This window comes from Mesorhizobium sp. CU3, from assembly GCF_006442965.1.
Classification (GTDB): domain Bacteria; phylum Pseudomonadota; class Alphaproteobacteria; order Rhizobiales; family Rhizobiaceae; genus Mesorhizobium.
In genome coordinates this window covers 80,152-101,536 of record NZ_VFWX01000009.1, presented here as the reverse complement: position 1 = coordinate 101,536, position 21,385 = coordinate 80,152, and the positions used below count along the sequence as shown (strand labels likewise).

Here is a 21,385-nt window from a genome sequence, read left to right as displayed (position 1 = left end):
ATCAATAGCCCCCGTGCAATCCGCGCAGGTTCATGCGGGCATCCATGCGCGCTTTCAGCTCGTCCGGTGACATATAGGGGAACAACGGGTCATGTGCGTCGAACTGTGCGATGAAGCTCTTTTGCCTCTCGAGACGCGCGATTGCTGCCCCGTTCGCCGGCTGTGGCAGTTCGGGATTCGGGAGCGGCTTTGCAATGGCGTAACGCACAGTGCCATCCACGCCGACAATGATCGTCGTGCCACCGCGCTTCTCGATCGGGATTCCCAGCAGAGCGTCCACCTCCGAGCTGCGATCGGTTTGCACGAACTGGGCGACGAGCTCGATCAGCAATCTGCCGCTGGAGGCCACGCGGAAGACTGCGTTGAAGCCCGATACCGCAATCTTAAGGTTGGGATTGAGAAGAAGCTGTAAAGCGTTGGCTTTTGCGTATGAACTGAGGGCCCAGGCCAGCCTCTTCGAAATTTCCGCTCCTTGCGGCGGCTGGACAGCCTCCTCGGCGTCTTCTTCCGGCGCGGAGAGACCGGGTCGGCTGGGGCGTGTGACTTCGGTTTCACGTGTCCGCTGCGAAAAGCGATCCGCTTCGACCCTGAGGAGTTTAGGCAGCAGATCCTGTAGGCTGTCGGTCAATGGCGGGAGATTTGTAACGGTTGGCCAGCGCAGCGACTCTTCGGCCAGCGATGTCACGCCTTCAGGATAGATGCCACGACGGCGGAACCCCTCGATCAGCGCCGAACGCTGCCCCCATGGATCATCGGGGTTCAGATCGAAATCAGCGGTCACCAACGCCCGCAGATAGTCTCCGAACGTTATGTCGACGGGAGGGAGATAGTCGAAGGCCCTGATGCACATATCGAGTTGACGTTGCGCGGTCCTGGAAGCCTCCTGGGCGACAAGCCTGGCAAGATCGGGCTGAAGGTCTCCCGCCGGCAACTCACCGCTTCCGCCAGTCGCAATCCGCACCAGATCACGAATCCTGGTTCGATACGTCTGGAAGAACCCATCAAAGACCGCGGCTACCAGGATGGCGCCACGGTCATGCACTTCTGTTGTTCCAGCAAGTGTCGCCGACGGATCACCGAGCGCCGAGCGCAAGGATCTTCCTCGGCCGGTGGCAAAACCGAACTGTTGCGCAAGCTCGATCAAAACAGTCGGTTGCTGCAAGTCGCCACGTCGCCGCTGTATCTCGCGGTCGACCAGATCCGGAAACGAAAAATGCTGGAACAGCGCGACGATGTCGGAAAAACCCTCGTGAAAGGCCAGTACGTCGGCATTCGTCGGCTCAAGGAAATAGCGCCTCAAACGGTCGACGATCGCATGCGTCATCTCGTGGGCGATGATGTCGTGGCTCAGACACGTATAGATCTTCTGTGCCGGAATGTTGGTGCCCGCATCGGCATCCGCGTTGAAATACCCAAACAGCACGGCGTGAAGCTTGCTGTCGTAAAACGCATTGCGACCCCTGAACGCATGCGGCAACAACCGCAGCCGCGTCCGTCTCGGTCCCCTGGCCAGATCTATGCGGCGGCCGAGGGCACGGTCAAAGTTCGATAGAGTTCGTGAGGCTACCGCATATACCATCTGCTGGTGAAAGCGAGGGTCGGCCTCCGACGGATCCAGGCCGCCCTGCATCAAAATGGCGGGGTCATCCAGGTTGACAGCATCGTAAAACGTCTTTGCGTTTCCATCATAGTCGACGACTTCAAGACGTTCACCGATCGGGCCCGCTTTCAGCTCTTCGTTCTCGACCGCGATGGTTATCTTTAGCGCTTCCTCGTAACCCTTCGTGGGATCGGTCGCATAAATCTTGAGTGGTCGTGTGGAAGGCCAGGCAATCGGCTGCATGATTGAAACTCCACATGAAGCTAAAGTGACAACCCAACGCTTTTCATCAATGTCAATTATTCCACCCGGGTCATGCCGTTTGAGGTTTGTCCGAGCCGGTCGATGTTTGAAATCGAGGGCTCCGGGGGAGCTAACGGAAACCTTCCGGGCGCAGACGGTTCGGAGCCCTGGCCGTTTGCCAGCAACAGCAGATCGTCCGCCATGGCCGCCGTTCCCCAGTGACTGCCTCTGCCAACGCGGACCGCGCGCAGGCCCGGCGCGAAGACGATCCACTCCAGGCGATGCTGGTTGACGGTTGCCGGACCGTACCCGACGCCTAGCTGAAGTGCCTCCGCGACAGGCGCAAAGGCATCCACCGTCCGCAGCAATTGGCAACCGGCGCCGAAGGGGACGGATCGATCACGTCCATAAGCCAGCAATCGCCCGGCCGTGTCGTAAGCTGGGTCGTAGGTGATACCTAACAGCCGCACTTGCTCCGCGCCGAAGCGTCCCGTCAGCGATCGAGCCAGTTCGCCGAGTTGGCTTACTGTGTGTGAGCACCGCAAAGGGTTCATGCACCTGGTATAGAAGAAGGCGAGGAGACCCGCGCCGTTACCCAGAACGTTTCCCAGCGTTCCTTGCAGACCATCCTGCGTCTCGATCGGCAAAGATCCGAGCCGCACCAGATCCGGCAATTGCGCGACCGCTTCCTCTGCAAGGTCCGGCCCGCAGCAGCAACTGGAATTCAGTGTCGGTGCCGGTGATCGGGCGCGTCCGGTCAGTTCATCGAGCGTGCGCGAAATCTCGCCAGAGGCGCTTACGCCGCCAGGGCCGGGTGGAAAGTTGACCAGATCCACCAGCCGGTCCCCGACACTCAGGCGCCGATGCGCGGCGGCGAGCAACGTCAGCCCGCCCGCAGGCGCTGTTCCTGCCTCTCGCAACACCATGGCTGCGGCCGCAAGTGAGATCGCGGAGCGGGCTGTTTCCAGATCAGCCATGGCGTAATCCACGATCCGGTCGGCGATGCCAACCTTTGCCGCTCGCACCATCACATGTGCACGCAGGTTCTCCGCTTCCGCCGAGCCGCGACCGCAATAGATGGAATGCCCCTCGCTCAGCATGGCGATCAGATCGTCCGGATTGAGCGGACCGTCCAGTGCGGGCAGCATCACTTGTCCTCGTCTGCAAGATTGCGAAGCCCCCGGTTTATCGTCGATCCGATATCGGTGCCGGCATCGGTGTCGAGCACGCTTCGGGCCGCGGCCTTGAATGCTCCAGGCCTCAGTGCCCGCAAGGCGATTGCGCCAGCCCGGCGCACCTGCGGATCCTCATTCGGGTCCCTTATCAGGCTTTCCAACCTGTCGGCTGCCTGCGGGTCGGATCCAAGCACCCTTGCCGCCTGTTCCCTCAGTTGCGGAGGATTGGTGCCATCCAGGATCTGATGCGCAAGTCGCGTGGCCGCACCATGGTCGTGGCGCGCAAGCATCTCCAGAGCGGCCGCGGGCGCCACCACGGCAGGCTCGGCTCCCTCAAGCCCTGCAATAAGCACACGACTGGCGATCTCGTCGCCGGCGTTGGAAAGATAGTCGATTGCGCTTCGGCGTAACGCGTCGGGCTCGTCCCGAGCTGGCGCGATTTCCTGAAGGGCGGCCACGAAAGCGGGCGAGAAAGGCGCAAACTTGACGACGTCGAAAGCGCCTGCCTGCAACTCGTAGAGGGCGCCGATGCGTTGTTCCTCGGCTGCTGCGTGATCGCGCAAAATCGTAAGTGCCGCGTCCCAGGCCTCCGGGCCATGCAACGTTCGCCCTGTGTCCAAGGACCTGCGGGTTGATGCATTCCTTGCATACCTTTGGAGCTCGGCTTCGACCTCGCGACGGTATTCCCGGATTTTCATGCGACTGCCTCCACCGTCTCGAGTTCAAACGGGACGTCATCATAACTGAAGCCAAGGCTTCGACCGCTGTAGATCCCATGGAAGTCGATCATGTCGCCAACACGGGGGCTAGGCGTCCCCGGCATGGTCGCGAAAGGTGACGGCGGGAACCCCGGCCTCGGTGGCACGAAGCTTGGCCTGGGCGGGTTCCTGTCCTGATTCCAGGGCCACATGGTGTCGCCGAGCCGATGACCGATATTGCCGCCGCCGTCCGGTCGCGTGGAGCCGAAGACGGAGTAGGAACTGGGATCGTCGGCGTTGCTGCGCCGGTTCAGCCACTGCCAGCGCGCCCAGAGCCGGTCGACATTGGTGTGCAACAGGAAAAACAGCGGATCCCTGGCAGCCGTCGGCACCGAGTTGATTGGTCCGTCGAAACGCACATGAGCTGCGCCGTGCGGCGAGGCCTCCATCTGGCGGAAGGCGGCATAGAGAGCGCCAGCGCCGCCAAGCGCGAATGTATCCTGTTCCGACAGGACCGCAGGTATCGACCCGCCCGGCAGCGTGGCCGGTGTGGTCGGCGGCTGTGTAGTGTCCCAGCGCGGGCGCCGCGAAATGCCAATCATACCGTCCGTGGTCCAGAACTCTAGCGGGTGGCCAGGTGGGAAAACGACGATATCGGGAGCGCCGGGTTCAGACGAGGGCGATCCAAGGAACTCCGCCGCGAAAATCGATGGGGCAGCCTCGTCGAAACGCCAATAGGGTAGGGCAACCGTCGGATCGATGGCTTGCAGGGATCGCTCCAGGTCGAGCACATAGGCACGATGCCACGGCAAAAACCCAGCTGCCCCGTGAGCCTCAAGCGACGACTCGCGTACATGCATATCGCGAAACGCGCGGAATGGCCCCGCGCCAGCGTCGTTGAGGGCAGCCAGCGCCTCCAGGAACCGGTCGCGTTCGGCAGGCGTCAGCTTGGTGGCATCCTTGCGAACGCGGACCATAGCGTTTCGGCTGCCAATGACTTCTCCCGCGTCAGTGACGGCTTCGATTGCTGCATCACCATAGTCGGTGCTGGGAGAAAGAAACGCCCCCGCTACCCAGATGGTCTGAGGACTGCCGTCCGAGGCAATTGGGAGGCTGAGCTCAGCATCATCAGACTGGGTGAATGATCGAGATAAGACCAGACGGCCGCCGCCATTTGATCCGGAGTTGCGAAGCTTGACGCGATGCGCCGGCACATTCCGATCCGCGTCTTCAAGCCGAACTGTTGCCTTGACCGGCGCCCATGTCAGAAAACACCGACCGCTACTATCGGCGCTCTCGATATCTATGATGGCCCGCATAGAATAAACCCCTCGTCAAGGGAAAAGTTGCACGGGACTGTATTCTTTAAGTATGAACACCACAGTAGCATATGTTGCTGGGTACAGGAACAACTTACTCCGTAAAATGACCATCCGCCCAGCGGCAATTCGTAAACTGGAAAGATTTATGGCAGCTCGCGCCAGCTTGGTTACGCCGTCCTCTCCTGGCAGGTTTCTCCGACTTCCCGAACTGTAGTCAGAGAGTGGTTCTGGCGCTTTTGAATGAGCCTGTACCGGGTCAATATCCCAACACGGATTGCAGTTCCTTGGCCGCATCACTAATTCTGCCGGGAGGCGAGTTCATCAACCCTGGAACCACCATGTTGCGCAGCATCTTGGTTTCCTGCTTGTTGATCAGCCATGCGTTACGGTCCAGGGCGAACGTAATGAGCATTCGTTCCAGGTATCGGATGTCGTGGTGCTTTGCCCGCGTTGGCCTGGAGAACGATGAAACGCCGGTTCGCGCGTAGAGATAAAGATATGGGCGGCCGCGCTTCCTGCTCGCAAGCACGCTGTTGAATTTGCGCACCTTGTCATCGGTGAGGCATTCCTGCCTGAAGGTTTGACGCTCGGCCTTTCCGACGTACCAGGGAACGGCTGCTCGCCCAGATTGAAGTGCAAACACGTAGCATCCGCATGCATCGGCGAGCCCCGGGATCTCGTCCTCGACCTCCGACCAGAAGACCGCCCGCTCGCGCTCCTCCAAAAAGAGGAAATTGTCGTCCGAGCGCGTAAGTTCAAACGGCCCATACGGACAGTATCGCATATTGATAGCCCCCCAAACAACCGCCAACGCCCCGTATCTATCCTGCCGATACTCGGCCGTCCAGTCCTGCAGCCGCGCTCTTCAGGTCGAGAAGGGCCTCATCGGGTGGTGTGGTCCCGGCCACGCTCCCTGCAGGTCGCTCCTTCTTCGTTTTCGGCGGATAGATTTCTGAAATGAGCGAATTGCACTTCAACCGATCTTTGCTACAATTTCTTTGAGTCTACGAGGGGTGTCAGCATTGCCGAAAAATATCGTTGTCTGTTGTGACGGCACAGGCAACGAGATCGGCGTTAACATGTCGAACGTGCTCAAGCTCTACAGGATGCTTGAGAAAAACGGGGGTCAGATCGTCTATTACGACCCCGGCGTTGGTACCCTGGGCCAAACCGCGACCTGGGGCCGGATCAGCCAGGATACAAGAGGTGTCCTGGGCCTAGCTACGGGATACGGCCTAGACAGCGACGTGCTTGAGGCATATCGCTTCCTGGCGACCCACTACGTCGAAGGTGACAGCATATTCCTCTTCGGCTTTAGCCGTGGCGCCTACAGTGTGCGGGTGCTCGCCGGGTTCATGTTCCTGCTGGGCCTCCTGCGACCTGATCAGCTGAATTATGTCGGATATGCCTTTGCCGCATACAAGCGCGCCGCCATGGACAACCAGGATCTCTCGGTGGCCTGGTATTTTCGCCGGATTGTCGGCGGGAGGGCCGTGCCTATTCGATTTGTTGGTGTGTGGGATACGGTTGCATCCGTTATCGTGCCGCGCCCGGATCGCTTCTATATCCCAAGCCTGCAGACGCTTCCCTATACACTCCAGAACCCCAGCGTCGAGACATTTCGCCAGGCGATCGCCATTGATGAATGCCGACGGATGTTTCGATTGCAGATCTGGAAGGAGGGTCAAGTGTATCAACCGGATCGTTTTGCGACGTCGGACCCTCCAAAACAGGATGCCACCGAGGTCTGGTTTGCCGGCTGTCATTCAGATGTTGGCGGCGGCTTCAGGGAAGAGGAGAGCGGCCTGTCGAAATTTCCGCTGCGATGGATGATCGATGAGGCCTGTTTAAGCGGGTTGAGGGCGAATGCGGTGATGGTCGATCACCTCGTCGATGGACAACCGACAAAAGGAGGCGAACACAGGTATGTAGCCCCCGACGTCGGCGCCCCTCTGCATCCGTCGGCAACCGGCGCCTGGCGTATTCTTGAGTGGCTACCCAAAAGCGAAAAGCGGCGCGAGTGGCCGGGGCGCCATTCAATTCTTGGTTTCTATCTGCCGCGCTACGAGCCGCGACTCATTCCAGAGGGTGCACGGATCCACCAGTCGGTCCTTGACCGCATGACCCTGGTGAAGACCTATCTGCCGCAAAATCTGCCCCACAGATACGAGATTGTGAAATGACGCCCGCAGTTCCTGTTCTTTCCGCGATGCCCGTTTCCAAGGAACAATGCGCACCTTACGTGTCCGTTTCCCTTTACAAGGGCCTGGGTGGGACCGCTGCGGCGCCGCAGGCGTTGCTTGCTGCCATTCGCGACGTCGCTAAAGAGTTCGCAGAACAAGGAAGTCTGACGTTCCCCGACACGGTGGGAACCATGACCGAAGCTGGCGGGACGACAATTGCCTGGACAACCTATGTCGAGGAACGCGCCCCCGGCTGGCTTGTCGCCGGAGACATCAGGGACCTCAACAATCATCTGATTGTAGTGGTCAAGCGCGATGCGCTTTATGCGCTGGCATTCTCGGACAACGGGCTCAGAAGCGCCATCGCAAAGAGGATCGCACGCGCATCGGGCGGCCCACTGTCGGTGATCACCCGCCTTGCGCCAATCGAGATCAACAAGGCGTTTGTCGAAAGCCGCGTCCGCACGCTTTGGCTCACCGGTACACATCGGCGAACCACCATCAAGCCAGACTCAAAAATCCTTTCCGGAACCGAGCTTGAATCGTCGCTCGATCCACTCGGGGATCAAAGCTATTTTTTCAGTTCCGTCCGAAGCACCGTCAAGTTGTCTGACGACCTCGGCAACACCGTTGTCGGCGCAAGCCCGAGCGCGGGCAGGATATGGATTGGTCCGACAAGGTCGTGGGACGAGTTCACGACCAGCGTCAACTTGGTTCTGCGCCGCGCCGCCAACTACATGCACGATGCCTCACGTTCTGAAACTCCTATTCCGGTTGTCGCCTCTCCCCTGACCAGCCTGGCGGGCGTCGAGCGGCCATACGATGTCGCCCTCATCGTACCTGAACAGGTTCATGACGGTGATGAAGACGCTACCGCAGATGGGTCCCGGTGGCTTCAGCAGTTCGGCGATGCGGCGCGGTTCGACGTAGCCGCGACCGCAGGAAGCCCGGACTTTGAGGCTGACGTGTATTGGGGGGATCAGAAGCTTGGCCGCCTGGCTTACGAATTCGAGCAGGGTCCGCGCGAAGTTCGAACGAGAATCCGTAAGTTGAGCGGCTTTGGCGGTGAAGAACGCGAAGCCGAGATCCTGAGAATCTGCCGAGATGCCGATAACGTCACGGTTTATTTTGATACCGGCTACACCTTCTCGCGCGGTCACGTCTACGAGATCAGGTTTCGAGATGCTCGCTTCACCGACTGGGAATGGGTTTCGATGGCGACCGACGATACCAAGTTCTGGCAGGAGAAGCCGTTGGATGGAAAGCGTTTCGCGGTTGAGACGACTGGCAATGCTGACGACAGGTCGCTGTTTGGTTTGATCGCAAGGCACTGGCCGAATTTGAAGGATCGGGGCAAGCAAACAGGCTGGCTTGTTTGCGACGATGGTGCCGGGGAATCGGCGGATTTTATCCATATCGACGATCAGGCCAATCCACCGCTGCTGACCCTCATTCACGCCAAGGGCAGCGGTTCCGAAAAGAAGGGTCGAGATATCTCGGTTTCGGACTACGAAGTGGTTGTCGGACAGGCTGTCAAGAATCTGCGCCACATCGACCGCGGCTTGCTGCTCGAAAAGCTCAGGGCAAACGCTGGCGGGGTCCTGAAAGACGCCGTTTGGCACAACGGAGTGCGGCAAAAAAATAGAGATGGCCTCCTAAAAATGCTTGGCCGCTTGGGTTCCAACCTGAGAACGAAAGTGGTCGTCCTGCAACCGCGTGTTCGTCAAGCACTGCTGGATCGCGTCCGCAAGAAAATGGACAAGGGCAACAGGACCGATGCCGATGTTCGCAGGGTGCAGCAACTCGATGCGCTCCTGTTGGGGGCGCGCGCGGACTGCTTTTCGCTGGGGGCGGAATTCGCCGTCATCGGCGACGGTGATGTCGGCCCCTGATTTGTTTGTCTGCCCGAAATGGCGTGCTCAGTTCATCGCCCCTCGAAAGTACCGCCGTGGCAAAGCCTATCTGCCCGGAATCCACGCACTGTGGGTGCGGCGCAATACGACCTACCAGCTGAATGATAGGTATCGCGGATTGCCAGCCATCGGCCGGCCTCGGTTGCTTCCTGCGCGGCACTTGCTGACGCCACGCATCTCGAACGCAGGTCCTTGGTCTCTACAGCGCATTCCGACAGTTGCTGAAGTCGGTTGCCGCCAATATCGGGCCTATGCTCGGCTCACCACATGTGTCGCGAGATCGACCGCGATGGGATCATACGCTTGGTTGCGCTCGCCATCCGCAAGTGGCCAGAACTCAAACTTCAAGTTGTTGGCCGAGGCCGTGACATACAAACAGCCATACGAGGCGAGCGCCGCGTCATAGGTGGTTCCAAAACCGTCGTCGACAGGCTGGCCGCTTGCCTCTGGAACTCTCTGCGGAGCAATACCTCCTGTTCCGATCACCAGATAGGGGATCTGCTTGCCGCCGATACGGCGCGTATAGCGTTGATAGTTGTGCGCGTGGCCGGACAGGAAAGCGTCCGGATAAAGGCCGACTTTCTGACAAATCAAATCGATGCTTTGGTTCATTTCGGAACTGCCTGAATGGCCGGCGGAACTGTAGGACGGATGATGGGTGGCGATGACGAGCGCTTTTTTGGCTTTGTCGATCGCGATCGAATTCAAGGTGGCCTCGAGCCAGTCGAGTTGAGAGGTATCCATCCCGCCATCCCCTTCCAGGAATCCCGGGTTCTCGAGGCAGTTCGAATAGAGGCCGATGATCCTCAGAAACGGTGTATCGAGCATCCAATAGACGCCGGGTTGCATCATCGACGCGGTAGATGCCGCTGGAAGCGGCTTGGTGCGGGACGGCAGCTGTTTCCGCGCAGAAATTCGCAAGAAACGCATTCAACGAAGGGTTGTCGGCGGCTGATTTGGTTTCGCCATCGTGATTGCCCGGAATGGCGAGGATTTTCCCAGGATAATGCCGGTAGGGTCGGTAAAATCGCTCGCCATAGTGATCTTGCTTGCCCGGCCCGTAGATAACGTCTCCCAAGTGGAAGAGAAAGCAGGGGTTCATGGATCCCGCCCCTGCCTTGTAGTCGGTCGCCATATCCTCGGCGACCCTTTCCGCCTCCTCTGCGTGGTTTACACCGCTGTCGCCCAGCGCATGGAACCGTATTTCACCGAGTTGCTCAACTTCGGCAACGCCGTCCGTTCCAATGATATCGACCAGATTGATGACACCGGCGCCTTTGACCTTGGGCACGGGACCCAGTTGCTCTTTGCTCCACTGCGTCATCCGCGTGAAACCACCGCTCGTCGGCCGACGGGCGGAAGGATCGGACGGAAGGTAGAAAGGGTGCGCGTATCGCTCGCGCGAGTATGAGGTCGAAGCGTTTAGGTTCTTGGGCTGAGCAACGGTCGGCTTTCGTGCCATGGTCTTCCTCCCCAGTTGTTTGATATTCCGGTCACCCCGCAGCTTCTCAGTCAGTCACGACCTGTCTCCAGTCAGCAAACGCTGCAATTCGAGCGTGAAAGTCCACTGCCTCCCGCCGTCCGCAGCAGCGAGGATCCATATGCTGTCGTAATCATCATCGCCCCACTGGTCGGGCGCGATATCGGATGACTGGACAATCTCGGCCGCCAGACGAGGGATGGATTCGTGCTGCCAACACACAAGAGTAGGAACGCTGTTACCGGCGATGACCGCGCCTGCAGCATCTTCCTGGCCTTTGGAATAGGTCGTCTCCGGCTCGATCTTAAGGCGCTCGGCAAGCGGCGTTATGGTCTGGGTTGGACGAAGGCTGCGGGTTCCGCTGCCGTCCTTTTTCATACCGTACGGCACAGGGTCGCACGGCACCGCGCATACCCCATCACGCCGCCCTTTTCGCCTATACGCGATGGACGAACCTCTACTCGCCACACAAGAGGATTCTCTGGGGCGACATCATTTCGGGCCGGGTCGGTTCGCAGTTCGGTCTGGACGTGGGAGGCCGAGAGCTATCCGGCATCAAAGAGTTCGCTGTTTTGCCGGAGAGGGATAAAGACGGAGACCCGGTACCGCGCACTCGAGTGCCATTCTTCAGTCACACGAAGTACTGGATGTTCCCGAGCAATTGGAAACCTGGAGGCGTGATACCGCATCACATCGCCACGCTCCGTCGCGCGCTGAACCTGAAATCCGGCTGACGAAATCCTAGCGCATGCTGTCGATGGTTCGGATCAGGTCGGCGACGTAAGCCCGCGCCAGCGCAGCGAATGGTTGGTCGTCGGCACAGTCCTGCTTGAGAAGTTCGATCTGGTTGAGGGCAGCGGCCTGATTTGCATGGGCTACGGCATCATCCGGTGCAGATGTCGCTTGATTAAGCAGTCGCACAACCTCGTTGCCGCGCCGTTTGAGGCTGCGCAGGTGGTACATCCTGTCCTCGGTTAGCCGCCTCCGATTAAGCCCAAATATTTCGATCGACGTCCGGCCGACGACGCTGCCGTTGCGCGGTCGAACCGTCGAAAGATCGCCATTCACCACCCATTCCAAATGTGCCATCGGATCGACGCTTGTTGGATCGAGCAGAAGTGGCTTTTCCGTTGCAACGTCACCTGTATGCAGCACCACCCATTTGGAGTCCTCGGTTGGAAACGCGTCGAGCTTTCCGACGAGGATTGTGACCCCAGCCTCGATCAGTGCCCGGGCTTGCGCTTCCGACATGCCGTCCTGGAAGATGATCTGATGGCGCGTCTGATTGCAGTGAGCGCATCCCAACACTAGGTTTTCCCATCTCATTCCGAGCCACCAGTAGCCTGGATGTGTGACACCAGCCTTCTCAGCGTCCGTTACCTTCCCCTTTGGTCGATAGTGTTCGACATCACCATCATAGGCACCTGCGATCCGGCTTTCGCAGTAGGCGCATTTGTTGTGGAAGAGATCGCGCAAAGCGTCACGGATGGTAGTGTTCTTGTAGGCGGTGAACGTGTTCTTTCCGCGCGGTGGCGCTCCGTGAGCAGCGATATGCTCGAGAATCTTCTTGCGCTCTCTTGACGCCGCGCTGTCCGGATTGGCGAGGTCAAGCGGGGGAGGCGGGTTTGCCGGACGCGATATCCGGATCATCCCTCTTGCTCCGCCTGGCCCGACTCACTTCCAAGGCGTCCGGCAACGCTCGCCTCATCTGATGCAGCGACAGCTGTCATTGCACCCAGTTGCGGTGTCGCGCGCAACACCTCAAGCGCACTGTCGATAATCAGGCGCCGCGTAGGGAAGACAGGCTTTTGCGGGGTCACCGCACTGTCAGTGACGACTTGCTTGAGCGCCTCTGCCACGGCTTGCTCCTGCAGCGTGTCGCCAATGACCATGTCGCGCTGCAGTTCCTCGCGGAGCCGCTTGAACTGTCGCTCTTCCTCCGGCTGATGGCTTCCAATACGCCCGGCCAGATTGTGATAGACCGCGAGCTTCGAATCAGTCTCTGGGTCGGTCGAACCCAACCCGAAAAATTCCGAGGTGAGGATCTGCTCGGCCCGCATGCCGCGGATGGCCGGGACGTCGAGCACACGCTCGATCTGATGATCCTTCTCGCGACGCCGCAACACGAACACCTCTCCGTCATGCATACCACGTAGGCACAACGGGTCGTGCGTGGTGACAATGAACTGTACTCGCGGAAAGGCCCGACGCAGCCGGCCCATGATCTGCATTTTCCAGCGCGGATGAAGGTGGGTTTCGATCTCGTCGATCAGAACGGTAGCGGCGGCGTATTCGAGGTTGTCGTAGTGCGCCATCAACTCGCGCATGATGTCTGTCGCCATCGCGATCACGGATTTGTACCCGACCGACATTTCTTCCAGGCGTACCCGACCGGCGGCCGTCTCGATGACGATCCGACCGTCTTCGCGTTGGAAGTAATCTTCAGGCCGCAGCATCAGGATCTCGCGCAAAGCGCGGGCGGCCGCGTCGAAGACGGATGGAGGGCACGTCAACAGCCAATCCGACGGATTGGGTATCGTCGCCATCGGGTCGAACAAAGATCGTACCCGGTAGGCCGGCGCGCGGTATCGACGTGTCGCCTTCCGGGGGAAGAAGCGGCGTGGACCGTAGGCCAGAACGATCTTGGACGGCCCGTGCGTCCCATCGAAGAGTTGCGCGGACCCAGGGCCGGAAAGCCTCGATCGAAAAGGGCTTGCTACGTAGCTGATGTCGATCTTGAGAGGCTCGGTTGAGACCACTTCCCATGCCTCGGGGTCGGGCCGATGGATCAGGCCCTGAGGAGAAATTTTGTCCTCGCGCAACAGCAGGTCCAGCTCGGCCGCTCCCTGTGCCCCCAGCAACGCGAGCGCTATCGCTTCCAGGACCGAGCTCTTGCCCGTTGCATTCTCGCCAAGAAGGATCATGCAAGGCGGCGCGTCCGAGGTCTCGGCCGAGATCTGCGGCAACTCTACGTTCAGTTCCCTTAGGCCCCTGAAGTTGGAGATCGCGACAGCGCCGATTGGCAGCCGTCCTGCTGGCATGTCATTCAGTCGAGTGACACGATGCTTGGAACGAGACGTTGCCGCTTGGATCTCGGGCGGCCATGCGGCATCCAGCGTGATCTTTGCATCGAGCAAGCTATTCAGCAGCGATTGCCTTTCCGCCGGCGGCATCGCAGCGATCAACGAAATAAAAGTCTGCAGGTCTCCTTCGTGAATGTCGCGTGCTGCCCGCAGCAGAGCGATGGTTGTGGCACCCGGATATGCGACATCCTTAACCACGACACGGGACCACAAGTGACTTGCGCCGGTCGCGCGTGCTGCGAGGCTTTCGGGATCGCTGCTCAGTCGGGCCAAAGCTTCCCCCACCGCTTTGCTTCGTGCAGAGGTCAGCTCTTCGCGATCGAGCGCCAGCATTTTGATTGTCGAGTGACCTTGAGGGGTCAACCCTGTGACCTTACCATCGGGCAGGAATTCTAGATGTGTCGCCGGGTCGTCGAAGCAAGGATCGAGCAGCAACGCATTCTCGTTCTCCCGAAGTTTCGCCACCGACTCCCCGAGGTAACCCCTTTCACCTTCGACGAAGAAGCGATTCTCCTTGTGGCGCTTGCACCGGTGGCAAGCCCACAACATGTTGTCCCAATCGTAAGTCAGCCAGGTATAGTAAAACTGGTCGGTCGTTCCGTCGGACGATTGGGCAAACTCAAGGGGCCGGTGTGGCTCAAGCGGCGCGAGGCCGCCGCCTTCAACTTGGCTCTCACAATATGCGCAACGCCCCTCGAAAAGGTCATTGAGGGATTCCTGCAGCTCTGATCGCTCCAAGAAAGCTCGGTTGGTGGGTGCTCGTCTCTGCGAAGACTGGCCCACGGAGGATGTCGCATAGTCGCGCAAATCCTGACGAAGCGATTCAGCCTCGGAGGACGAAAGAATTGCGGGGGGACTGATTGTACTCCGATCAACGAAGCGCATCTCGCTCTCCTCTACAGTACACTTACCATAACCGAGCGTCTTTCAGCATCGGAAACTACGTACATCACGTGCGCACAATGTGCCGAAGTGCATCGCGGCTCTGCAACGCGCAGCCACAATCGCACAGATGGGCATTTGTCCCGGATGGGCGAACTGAGGTAGGCAATCAACTTCCTGATCTGCGGCGCACTTCGACGCTAAAGGTAAGATCCGGCGCCGCAATTGAAAAATATCTGCGCGCGAGAAGGTGGCCCTTGCTTACTGGCTTGCGGAGGTATCTTTTGCTGATAGACTGAGACGGTTACTTCGGATTTTCAGCGCTAGGGAGAAGAGCATGCCGGACACGCCTTCGACAAAAATCTCGCTGATCGTCTCCCCCGATGCCGAGCCGACCATTAAGGTCCGTGCCGGCACCAAGGTGGAGCTCATCGAGCTCGACGCAGTCTACATCACGCCTGACACGCCGAAGATGGTTCTCGGTACCCTTTGTGGGTATTCCAGCACCTACTGTGTCGCGGTGGTTGAAGCCAAATGACGGGTGCCGGAGACGGCACCTATCTCCAGACATCACGCTACAATTTTTGCCTGCCGCTCGCCTCGGGGTTTCTGCTGTACAATGCCCGTACCGGCGCGTCGCTGCGTTATGCTTCAGATGCGCCGCGAGAGTTCCTGGATGCTTTATGCCGTTATCCTGCCAGAGTGGCGGCCGAGGACATCGCAGAGAGGACCAGAGATCGTTTGCAGCGTGGTGGGTTTCTCGTCGAAACGGGTTTCGACGAGCTTCTTGAGATCAGAGGCCAATACCTCCATGCGAAAATCGAGGCGCCGGTCATCGTCACGATCACAACGACCAATGATTGCAATCTGGGTTGCTTCTACTGCTTTCAGAAGCGTGATGCCTCCCAGCTGCAGAATGGGCGTATCGACCAGATTGTCGACCACATCCGGGCAATCTTCGCCCAATCGCACAAGCGCACGCTTCACGTCGACTGGTACGGCGGCGAGCCGATGCTTAACCGGGACTTTCTCGAGAAGGCATCAGTAGCAATTCAGGATGCATGTCATGAGCTGGACGTTTCCTACAGTGCGTCGATACTGACCAACGGGACGTTGTGGCCCGAGGATGCGCTGTCGTTTGTAAAGACTCACCATATCGAACGGCTGCAGATCACATTCGACGGAATGTCACGAAGCCATAACAAGACGCGTAGGCACAGAACGGTGTCACGGGAAAATGTTAACCAGTTCGATGCTGCGTGTGCGCTTGTCGATCAGCTCGCGCCTCATATCTCAGTCGATATCCGTTTCAACCTAAGTCGCCAGAACGCCGAGGAAGCTACCGAGTTTGCCGAATTGGGACTGGCCCGGGGTTGGTTTGCGCCTGAGAATAAGGCACAGCTGCAGCTCGCCAAGCTGACACCCTATTCCACTGAGGTCGATTTCCTGCGCAAGGTCGAATTCACGTTCGCCGAGTTTGAGGAAGTCCGTAACCGGGTCCGCCCCCACGTGCCGGATGGCAAGCTCGACAAAAGCGCGTCGCTCGACAGTTATCCGAGCCCGCGGGAATCGGTATGCGCAGCGATTGCGGAGGACTCGATCGTCATCGGTGCTGACGGCAACCTCTACAGTTGCGGTCTGCAGGTGACCGAACCGCACCGCAATGTCGGTCAGCTGGGTCGAGCGCATACCGAGAGCGCCCTCCACGAGCTTCAGTTCTGGGATGGCTTCGACCCGACGCGCGCGCCGAGCTGTTCGCGATGCAGCTTCCTGCCACTCTGCTGGGGCTCGTGTCCGAAGCTGCACATGGAGTGCGACACTGCGCAACTGGAGCAGCAGAGCGAATTCTGGCGGGTGATGCTTCCGCGCCGCTTAGCAGCTTCGCTTGACCTGTCGCTGGTTCCCGGTTTCGCCTTGACGGCCGTCGACCAATTCAGAGGTTAGACTGTATGGATAAGATCGGCAACGAAGACATGCGGCGCAGGGCCGTCGATCTGGTGATGATCGTCGAGCCGGAGGACGCGTTTGTCGTCGAGGAGGGTTTCGACGATATCGTCGATAACTGGCACAAGGCGCGCCCCCAGGACGAGGGGAAATTCATTGGCGGTGCCGAGGTCGCTTCCTTCGCGGCCCTTGTTATTCCTTTTCTGCTAGGCTTTTTCGGTAACGTCGCGAAGGATCAGGCCCAAAGAGCCAGTGGGGCTCTGCTCGACAAGGTTCTCGGCCGGACGGCGACCGAAGATGAGAGCACGCGCCTCAAGTCGGAAATCGAGCTGGCGATTGTCAAAAGCAAATTCTCGTCGGATCAGAAAGCTGTCCTGATCGCAGGGTTCGGCAATCTCTTCGCCAGGGTCCAGCCGTCCAAGTGAATGCGGGGCCTGCACATCCGGTTAAGCTTCTTGGCAGAGCAGGCCTATCAGAGCTGCCGGCAGCGATCGTCATAACTGTCCTAGCCGTACTGCAGTACTTTTTCCTGGCGCGGCTGTGGCAAGGCTATTTGCTGCGATACGCGGGCGACGTGATTGAGGACAATGTCGTTTTGACTTCGATTGTGCTGGGGCTGGGCGGTTCAGTTGTTCTTTCCGGCCTTTCCATCTGGCGATGGGCATCTACGACAAAGGCAAACCGCGCCCTGGAGAAGGATGCGACAGACGCGTCGTTCGATGGCATTCGGGCACTGCTCGCAAACGTCACCTCAAACAGCACGCTGAACGGGCCGCCAATGCTTCGCTACACCCCAAGGAATGCTTTGGCGCTCGAGTCACGACAAGACTGGCGGGGTTTCGACTCAGCCGTCGTGGTTGGACTTCAGCAGCGGAGCCAGGCGTCCGCAGACCCTGATCGGTTCGAGGCTCAACTGGGTCACGAAGTTTCGCATCTCGAGCTCAAGGGAACCGGCGTCGAAGTCTTCGTGCGACGTCTAGTGGCACTTCACTTCCTGATCCTGTCATGGCTCCTCTTTGTTTTCCTAATTGGGTTGGGCTTCATCGACCGTACCGGGCTGGGTTCGGCGGTTCCCAACTGGGGTTTCAACCCGGTGTTCGATAAGACAATCTACATCGGCTTATTTTCCCAGTTCATCGTCTTGGCCCTGAGTTCGGCGGTCGTCTTCACCTATCCGTATTTCTACGTTGTCCGGCGCGAGCACGCGCATGACCTGCGTGGCTCCCAACTCGCCCAATCCGCTGCTTTGGTGCGCCACTTCAAGGCGATGCCCGCGCGGCGCTCATGGGCGGATGGATGGATCAGTTTCTGGACCTTGCACCCCTCCGCCCGGGCGCGCTTGCGGGTTCTCGAGCAATCCGATGTGCTGCTTGTTTCAGCAATTCTCTATCCAGGGCTGGTAGCCGGTCTGCAGCCTCTCATCCTGTTGTTGACCGCCGGCTGGCGGACCTACTTGGAAATCGATGAAGAACTCTGGAACATCGGCCTGACCGCAATCTCGGGCCTTCTGCTTTATCTCGCGCTGAGCGCTGACTTCGTCCGATTCGGGCTTAGCCTGCTCATGCGCCGTCGAAGCGCGATCTGGTTTTTGCTGTATGCGGTCATCGCGGCAGCGGCCACCCAAGTCCCGCGTCTCGTGCTGGAATTTTCATCAGGCCTGCGCAGCGGCCGTACCGTTCGAGAAATTGTCGAGAGGGTCGTGGCCGGGCTTGCCACGGGTGGCGTGAACATCGTTATCGGGCTCACCCTCTTGTTGTGCGGCTTGGGCTATCTCACCGCGGCAGGCTTGGCCGCGTTCGGAACCGATAGGCCCCGATGGGCTACGATCTGGATGCAGGTTTTCGGCGGTATGATCGTCGTGTGCGCGTTCATCGTACTGAGCCTGCGCGAATTCTCACTCCAAGCACCTGTCCTGTTTGTGATCGGCGCCATATCGGTTGTCACCTTGGTGCCGCTGCTTCTGGCGCACTGCACAGCATGCCGTAGGTCCACCGCGCAAGGCCTCTGGCTATCGACGCGCTGCAAGTGTGGTCATGACCGCTTGCAGGAACTGCGAGAGATCCGCGTGTCTGCTATTCGCAAGTTCGACCGATAGTAGCCGACGGGTCGCCAGACCGATGACCTGCTGCGTCAATCGACGCTGCGTTTCGTGACGAATTGAAACCAGGAGCGCCATGGCGGTTCAAGCCATCTCTCTGGTCTGGCGCGGGCGTTCCCCTTTTCCGATACGCCGGCTGTCAAAACACCTGGTTTCGGGCGGACAATGCTGCGCACGACAGAGCGACCCGTAAGTGCCGTTTTGCGTTCGAAACAAGCTGAAAAGCGGTCTTACTGATTGCCGCGACTCGCAAACAATGTATTCTCATAGTCGATTCGGTTACTGGTCTGCGAAACAGCTTTACCGCGTCGTGCAATGTGACTAGCGTATGACGGTCCCGCGTGGCGGGGTAGCAGATTCTATCGCCCCTGGTTCCTCCGAGCGCCTCGCCAAGCAGTAGTGTGATGACAAATCTTGTGGATCGCCCGACTGCGGCTGGGCAAATTCCTGTCCATGTGTTGATTATCATTGTCGGTAAGTACTTCGAAAAATCTCTGAATCTTGGCGGAGCCTCCGAGTTCACGCAGGAACTGGTCGATTTTTGGAAGTCCAAACGCAGACACTATCCGGCAAACCAGTCATTGGCGACGATCGACGTGCTGGCATCTGACCCTGATGGTTCCACCTACATCACCGGCGACGGAACGGTGAAGGCGGTGGACTCGCCAAATTTTGCCAATGTTAGGCGCGTCATGCGCAAATGGGTCAAAACGATTGAGCAAACTGAGGGCGCGGTCGGTTTCTTGCACTGGATCGGGCACGGCAACGAAAGGAGCCGAGGCGGCGCAATGACAACATTGTGCTGCGAAGCTGATAACTCGGAAGATAGGCAGCCTGCCCTGAACTGGACGCGAACGCTAGGCTACATCAACGACCGCTTAAGGGACCGCTCCGTGTATTGCTTCCTAGATGCCTGTCGTACTCAAGGAGAAGAGCGCGAGTACTCCGGGATAGAGGATGGCGACTCTTATGATTTATGGGCGCCCGAACGTGCCTATGTGTTCACCTCGACCGAAATGAATTCCAGTACCTACTGGCTCCGTGACCCCAAGCCGCAGACGAGGAAAGCGGGGTGCGATAAGCAGGCGCTTGGCACGCGTGCTTTCATGGCTGCGCTGGATGGGTTCGGAGCAAGGTTTGAAGCCAGCAACCGGATGCCTATTACGGCGCCCGGCATCGTTGAAGCCGCGAAGCATCTTGTGAATCGCTGGAGCCGGCATCAGGGAATACCGGCTGGACGTCCCGAGGGCCCACGCAGCGCTGACGAGAGAGCAATTCTCTTCACCGAGCATGCGATGAGCGCCGTGGACGTCATAGCGCGCGGACGTCCCAGTTCAGCTCTCTGCCAAGCGAGACCTTCAGGTGTCACGCACACGTTCGATGCCGAGACAATGACAGCGCCCTACGAGTTCAGACTTGTCAGAAAACCGCACAGCTTCTCGTTCGACAACGGGGGCTGGGAAACCGAGCTGGACATTTTCCATCCCGTTGTTCGCCTCTACGAGGATGTCTTGAGCTAATGGCAGTCATTTCAAGAGAAGAAGTCGGCAGGGATGCATCCGGGGCACCCCCGCTGTTCGTCACCGCATATTCGAACAGTGGCGAGTGGATGCAGGCGCTCGTCGAGAACGGGAAAGACGCGCCGGAGTGGCTGAGGAACGCTCCTCAGGTTCGCATCCAAACGCCGGGCGGTCGGGCGTGGGATGGAAAGCTGCGAACGGGTAACGGAATATCTTTCTACGACGCGCTCATCAAACGCGTTGGTGGCAGATCAAGAGCGTGGGCATCGACCGTTTTCGACAATGCATCGTCTGTCCCTGAGGCGGTCAAAAGCATAAGCAAGCTCGAACTCTGGACCACCCATACAGACGATGCATCGGTGTCCAGTGGCCCGCTGTTTGTGCTGAACGAACCTGTCCCGCTTGATGGTGAGCAATCAAGCGTGGCAGTTGTCAGGCGGCTCGACAAGACAGTCGCTTATGTACCGAACGCCGATCGGTTCTACATCGATATTTTGCCGTCGCCGCTCGGGAGCGAAGCTGTTCCGCGCGCAATCGTCGACACGGATCTGCCGGGCGCATTCTGGGGCTTCATGGAGCACCAGGTATCGGCGGCAGGCAGGGTGGTCGCCGCCAGGTTGTTGGGCGAAATCGAGAGTGGCGATCTGCCTGAACTTCCGGCCGCCTGGATTGCGGCCTCCGCCCACGCCGTGCTGTCATTCAGCGAGTTTCTGCCGGTCTACGGTCCGCGCGTACTCGAGTTGCTGGGGTCGAGTAGGGTGCCTGAACCGGACGCCTCTCTCCTGGTCGTTTTGATCGAGCTGGCGTCGATAGCGCCCGGCAAAAAATCAAGCCTCATGGTCGATAACATTCTGAAGGCCGTCGCCGTGCTGGCGAAAGAGCGCGTCGTTTATGGAGAAACGCTCCGCTGGCTCGATCTTCGTTTTGACGCGTTGCGGCAAGTTGCACGGAGCTCTGCTTCAGATCCACAGGTAGACGATGATCTAGCGTCGGTAGCTGATTGGCTTGGCAAATCCTATATTGGCGGTCAGATCGCAACATATGCCGGCGAGGCCCCCATGGTGGGTAAAGGCTGGCACGACGCCTTGGCTCAAAAAAAAACTTCGCTGTTGAGCTGACCAATCACTTTAGCAGCCGTGTCGAGGCTCAACCTACAGCTGACCTGTCCGCTCCCGCTGCCAATGAAAACATCGGCCTGGTATCTGGTGACGATCGACAGGCCGCGAATACGCCACGGAAGGCGT

General features: G+C 59.0%; 18 protein-coding genes. 9 read left to right on the top strand and 9 right to left on the bottom strand.

What is annotated here, in order from left to right; translation table 11 throughout:
- Position 1: 1 nt before the first annotated feature.
- The 5 genes from FJ988_RS15560 to FJ988_RS15540 all read right to left on the bottom strand — a co-directional run bounded on the left by FJ988_RS15560 (position 2) and on the right by FJ988_RS15540 (position 5,849).
- Entirely contained in the window at positions 2–1,843 is a 1,842-nt protein-coding gene (locus FJ988_RS15560) for a hypothetical protein (RefSeq protein WP_140819169.1), read from the bottom strand.
- Between the two features lie 56 nt (positions 1,844–1,899).
- On the bottom strand, positions 1,900–2,991 hold the full coding sequence (locus FJ988_RS15555) for an SCO family protein (RefSeq protein WP_140819167.1): 1,092 nt from the start codon (positions 2,989–2,991) through the stop codon (positions 1,900–1,902).
- Positions 2,991–3,716: a hypothetical protein gene (locus tag FJ988_RS15550; protein ID WP_140819165.1), complete on the bottom strand. Its 726-nt coding sequence runs from the start codon at positions 3,714–3,716 to the stop codon at positions 2,991–2,993. Before FJ988_RS15550 ends, FJ988_RS15555 begins: the two co-directional genes overlap by 1 nt.
- Complete coding sequence (locus FJ988_RS15545; RefSeq protein ID WP_210242764.1) at positions 3,713–5,035, bottom strand: tyrosinase family protein; 1,323 nt, start codon at positions 5,033–5,035, stop codon at positions 3,713–3,715. The genes FJ988_RS15550 and FJ988_RS15545 overlap by 4 nt, the downstream gene beginning before the upstream one ends.
- 259 nt (positions 5,036–5,294) lie before the next feature.
- The gene (locus FJ988_RS15540; protein WP_140819163.1) at positions 5,295–5,849 is read right to left on the bottom strand and encodes a hypothetical protein; all 555 of its coding nucleotides are present in this window, start codon (positions 5,847–5,849) and stop codon (positions 5,295–5,297) included.
- 211 nt (positions 5,850–6,060) lie between these two features.
- On the opposite strand from FJ988_RS15540, the gene FJ988_RS15535 reads away from it, so the two are divergent.
- Both FJ988_RS15535 and FJ988_RS15530 read left to right on the top strand, forming a co-directional pair.
- Positions 6,061–7,221 carry a DUF2235 domain-containing protein gene (locus tag FJ988_RS15535; protein WP_140819161.1) on the top strand — a complete coding sequence of 387 codons (1,161 nt, stop codon included), beginning with the start codon at positions 6,061–6,063 and terminating at the stop codon, positions 7,219–7,221.
- Complete coding sequence (locus tag FJ988_RS15530; RefSeq protein ID WP_246688558.1) at positions 7,218–9,113, top strand: hypothetical protein; 1,896 nt, start codon at positions 7,218–7,220, stop codon at positions 9,111–9,113. The genes FJ988_RS15535 and FJ988_RS15530 overlap by 4 nt, the downstream gene beginning before the upstream one ends.
- Positions 9,114–9,383: 270 nt before the next feature.
- On the opposite strand, the gene FJ988_RS31190 is transcribed toward FJ988_RS15530, so the two are convergent.
- On the bottom strand, positions 9,384–10,064 hold the full coding sequence (locus FJ988_RS31190) for a hypothetical protein (protein ID WP_246688557.1): 681 nt from the start codon (positions 10,062–10,064) through the stop codon (positions 9,384–9,386).
- Between the two features lie 76 nt (positions 10,065–10,140).
- Here FJ988_RS31190 and FJ988_RS31185 point away from each other — a divergent pair, with 76 nt between their 5' ends.
- Positions 10,141–10,545, top strand: a complete 405-nt coding sequence (locus FJ988_RS31185; protein WP_246688556.1) for a hypothetical protein — start codon at positions 10,141–10,143, stop codon at positions 10,543–10,545.
- A gap of 105 nt (positions 10,546–10,650) precedes the next feature.
- Here the strand turns inward: FJ988_RS31185 and FJ988_RS15520 are convergent, their stop codons facing one another.
- From FJ988_RS15520 to FJ988_RS15510, 3 genes are all read right to left on the bottom strand, one after another.
- Positions 10,651–10,992: a hypothetical protein gene (locus FJ988_RS15520; RefSeq protein ID WP_140819157.1), complete on the bottom strand. Its 342-nt coding sequence runs from the start codon at positions 10,990–10,992 to the stop codon at positions 10,651–10,653.
- 363 nt (positions 10,993–11,355) lie between these two features.
- Complete coding sequence (locus FJ988_RS15515; RefSeq protein ID WP_140819155.1) at positions 11,356–12,264, bottom strand: hypothetical protein; 909 nt, start codon at positions 12,262–12,264, stop codon at positions 11,356–11,358.
- On the bottom strand, positions 12,261–14,582 hold the full coding sequence (locus FJ988_RS15510; protein WP_140819153.1) for an AAA family ATPase: 2,322 nt from the start codon (positions 14,580–14,582) through the stop codon (positions 12,261–12,263). The genes FJ988_RS15515 and FJ988_RS15510 overlap by 4 nt, the downstream gene beginning before the upstream one ends.
- 334 nt (positions 14,583–14,916) lie before the next feature.
- On the opposite strand from FJ988_RS15510, the gene FJ988_RS15505 reads away from it, so the two are divergent.
- The 6 genes from FJ988_RS15505 (at position 14,917) to FJ988_RS15480 (ending at position 21,259) form a co-directional block, all read left to right on the top strand.
- On the top strand, positions 14,917–15,117 hold the full coding sequence (locus FJ988_RS15505) for a hypothetical protein (protein WP_140819151.1): 201 nt from the start codon (positions 14,917–14,919) through the stop codon (positions 15,115–15,117).
- The gene (locus FJ988_RS15500) at positions 15,114–16,523 is read left to right on the top strand and encodes a radical SAM/SPASM domain-containing protein (RefSeq protein ID WP_140819149.1); all 1,410 of its coding nucleotides are present in this window, start codon (positions 15,114–15,116) and stop codon (positions 16,521–16,523) included. The genes FJ988_RS15505 and FJ988_RS15500 overlap by 4 nt, the downstream gene beginning before the upstream one ends.
- 5 nt (positions 16,524–16,528) lie before the next feature.
- Positions 16,529–16,948, top strand: a complete 420-nt coding sequence (locus tag FJ988_RS15495) for a hypothetical protein (RefSeq protein ID WP_140819147.1) — start codon at positions 16,529–16,531, stop codon at positions 16,946–16,948.
- 149 nt (positions 16,949–17,097) lie between these two features.
- Positions 17,098–18,618: a hypothetical protein gene (locus FJ988_RS15490; RefSeq protein WP_140819145.1), complete on the top strand. Its 1,521-nt coding sequence runs from the start codon at positions 17,098–17,100 to the stop codon at positions 18,616–18,618.
- Between the two features lie 407 nt (positions 18,619–19,025).
- Complete coding sequence (locus FJ988_RS15485; RefSeq protein WP_140819143.1) at positions 19,026–20,141, top strand: caspase family protein; 1,116 nt, start codon at positions 19,026–19,028, stop codon at positions 20,139–20,141.
- On the top strand, positions 20,141–21,259 hold the full coding sequence (locus FJ988_RS15480; protein WP_140819140.1) for a hypothetical protein: 1,119 nt from the start codon (positions 20,141–20,143) through the stop codon (positions 21,257–21,259). Before FJ988_RS15485 ends, FJ988_RS15480 begins: the two co-directional genes overlap by 1 nt.
- The last annotated feature ends 126 nt before the right edge of the window (positions 21,260–21,385 follow it).

Bases quoted from the DNA above. Each gene is read 5' to 3' on its own strand.
- FJ988_RS15485 (WP_140819143.1), top strand. From the start codon at position 19,026: ATGACAAATCTTGTGGATCGCCCGACTGCGGCTGGGCAAATTCCTGTC.
- FJ988_RS15545 (WP_210242764.1), bottom strand. From the start codon at position 5,035: ATGCGGGCCATCATAGATATCGAGAGCGCCGATAGTAGCGGTCGGTGT.
- FJ988_RS31190 (WP_246688557.1), bottom strand. From the start codon at position 10,064: ATGCGTTTCTTGCGAATTTCTGCGCGGAAACAGCTGCCGTCCCGCACC.
- FJ988_RS15555 (WP_140819167.1), bottom strand. From the start codon at position 2,991: ATGCTGCCCGCACTGGACGGTCCGCTCAATCCGGACGATCTGATCGCC.
- FJ988_RS15560 (WP_140819169.1), bottom strand. From the start codon at position 1,843: ATGCAGCCGATTGCCTGGCCTTCCACACGACCACTCAAGATTTATGCG.
- FJ988_RS15480 (WP_140819140.1), top strand. From the start codon at position 20,141: ATGGCAGTCATTTCAAGAGAAGAAGTCGGCAGGGATGCATCCGGGGCA.
- FJ988_RS31185 (WP_246688556.1), top strand. From the start codon at position 10,141: ATGCCGGTAGGGTCGGTAAAATCGCTCGCCATAGTGATCTTGCTTGCC.
- FJ988_RS15505 (WP_140819151.1), top strand. From the start codon at position 14,917: ATGCCGGACACGCCTTCGACAAAAATCTCGCTGATCGTCTCCCCCGAT.
- FJ988_RS15510 (WP_140819153.1), bottom strand. From the start codon at position 14,582: ATGCGCTTCGTTGATCGGAGTACAATCAGTCCCCCCGCAATTCTTTCG.
- FJ988_RS15495 (WP_140819147.1), top strand. From the start codon at position 16,529: ATGGATAAGATCGGCAACGAAGACATGCGGCGCAGGGCCGTCGATCTG.
- FJ988_RS15550 (WP_140819165.1), bottom strand. From the start codon at position 3,716: ATGAAAATCCGGGAATACCGTCGCGAGGTCGAAGCCGAGCTCCAAAGG.
- FJ988_RS15530 (WP_246688558.1), top strand. From the start codon at position 7,218: ATGACGCCCGCAGTTCCTGTTCTTTCCGCGATGCCCGTTTCCAAGGAA.
- FJ988_RS15520 (WP_140819157.1), bottom strand. From the start codon at position 10,992: ATGAAAAAGGACGGCAGCGGAACCCGCAGCCTTCGTCCAACCCAGACC.
- FJ988_RS15500 (WP_140819149.1), top strand. From the start codon at position 15,114: ATGACGGGTGCCGGAGACGGCACCTATCTCCAGACATCACGCTACAAT.
- FJ988_RS15515 (WP_140819155.1), bottom strand. From the start codon at position 12,264: ATGATCCGGATATCGCGTCCGGCAAACCCGCCTCCCCCGCTTGACCTC.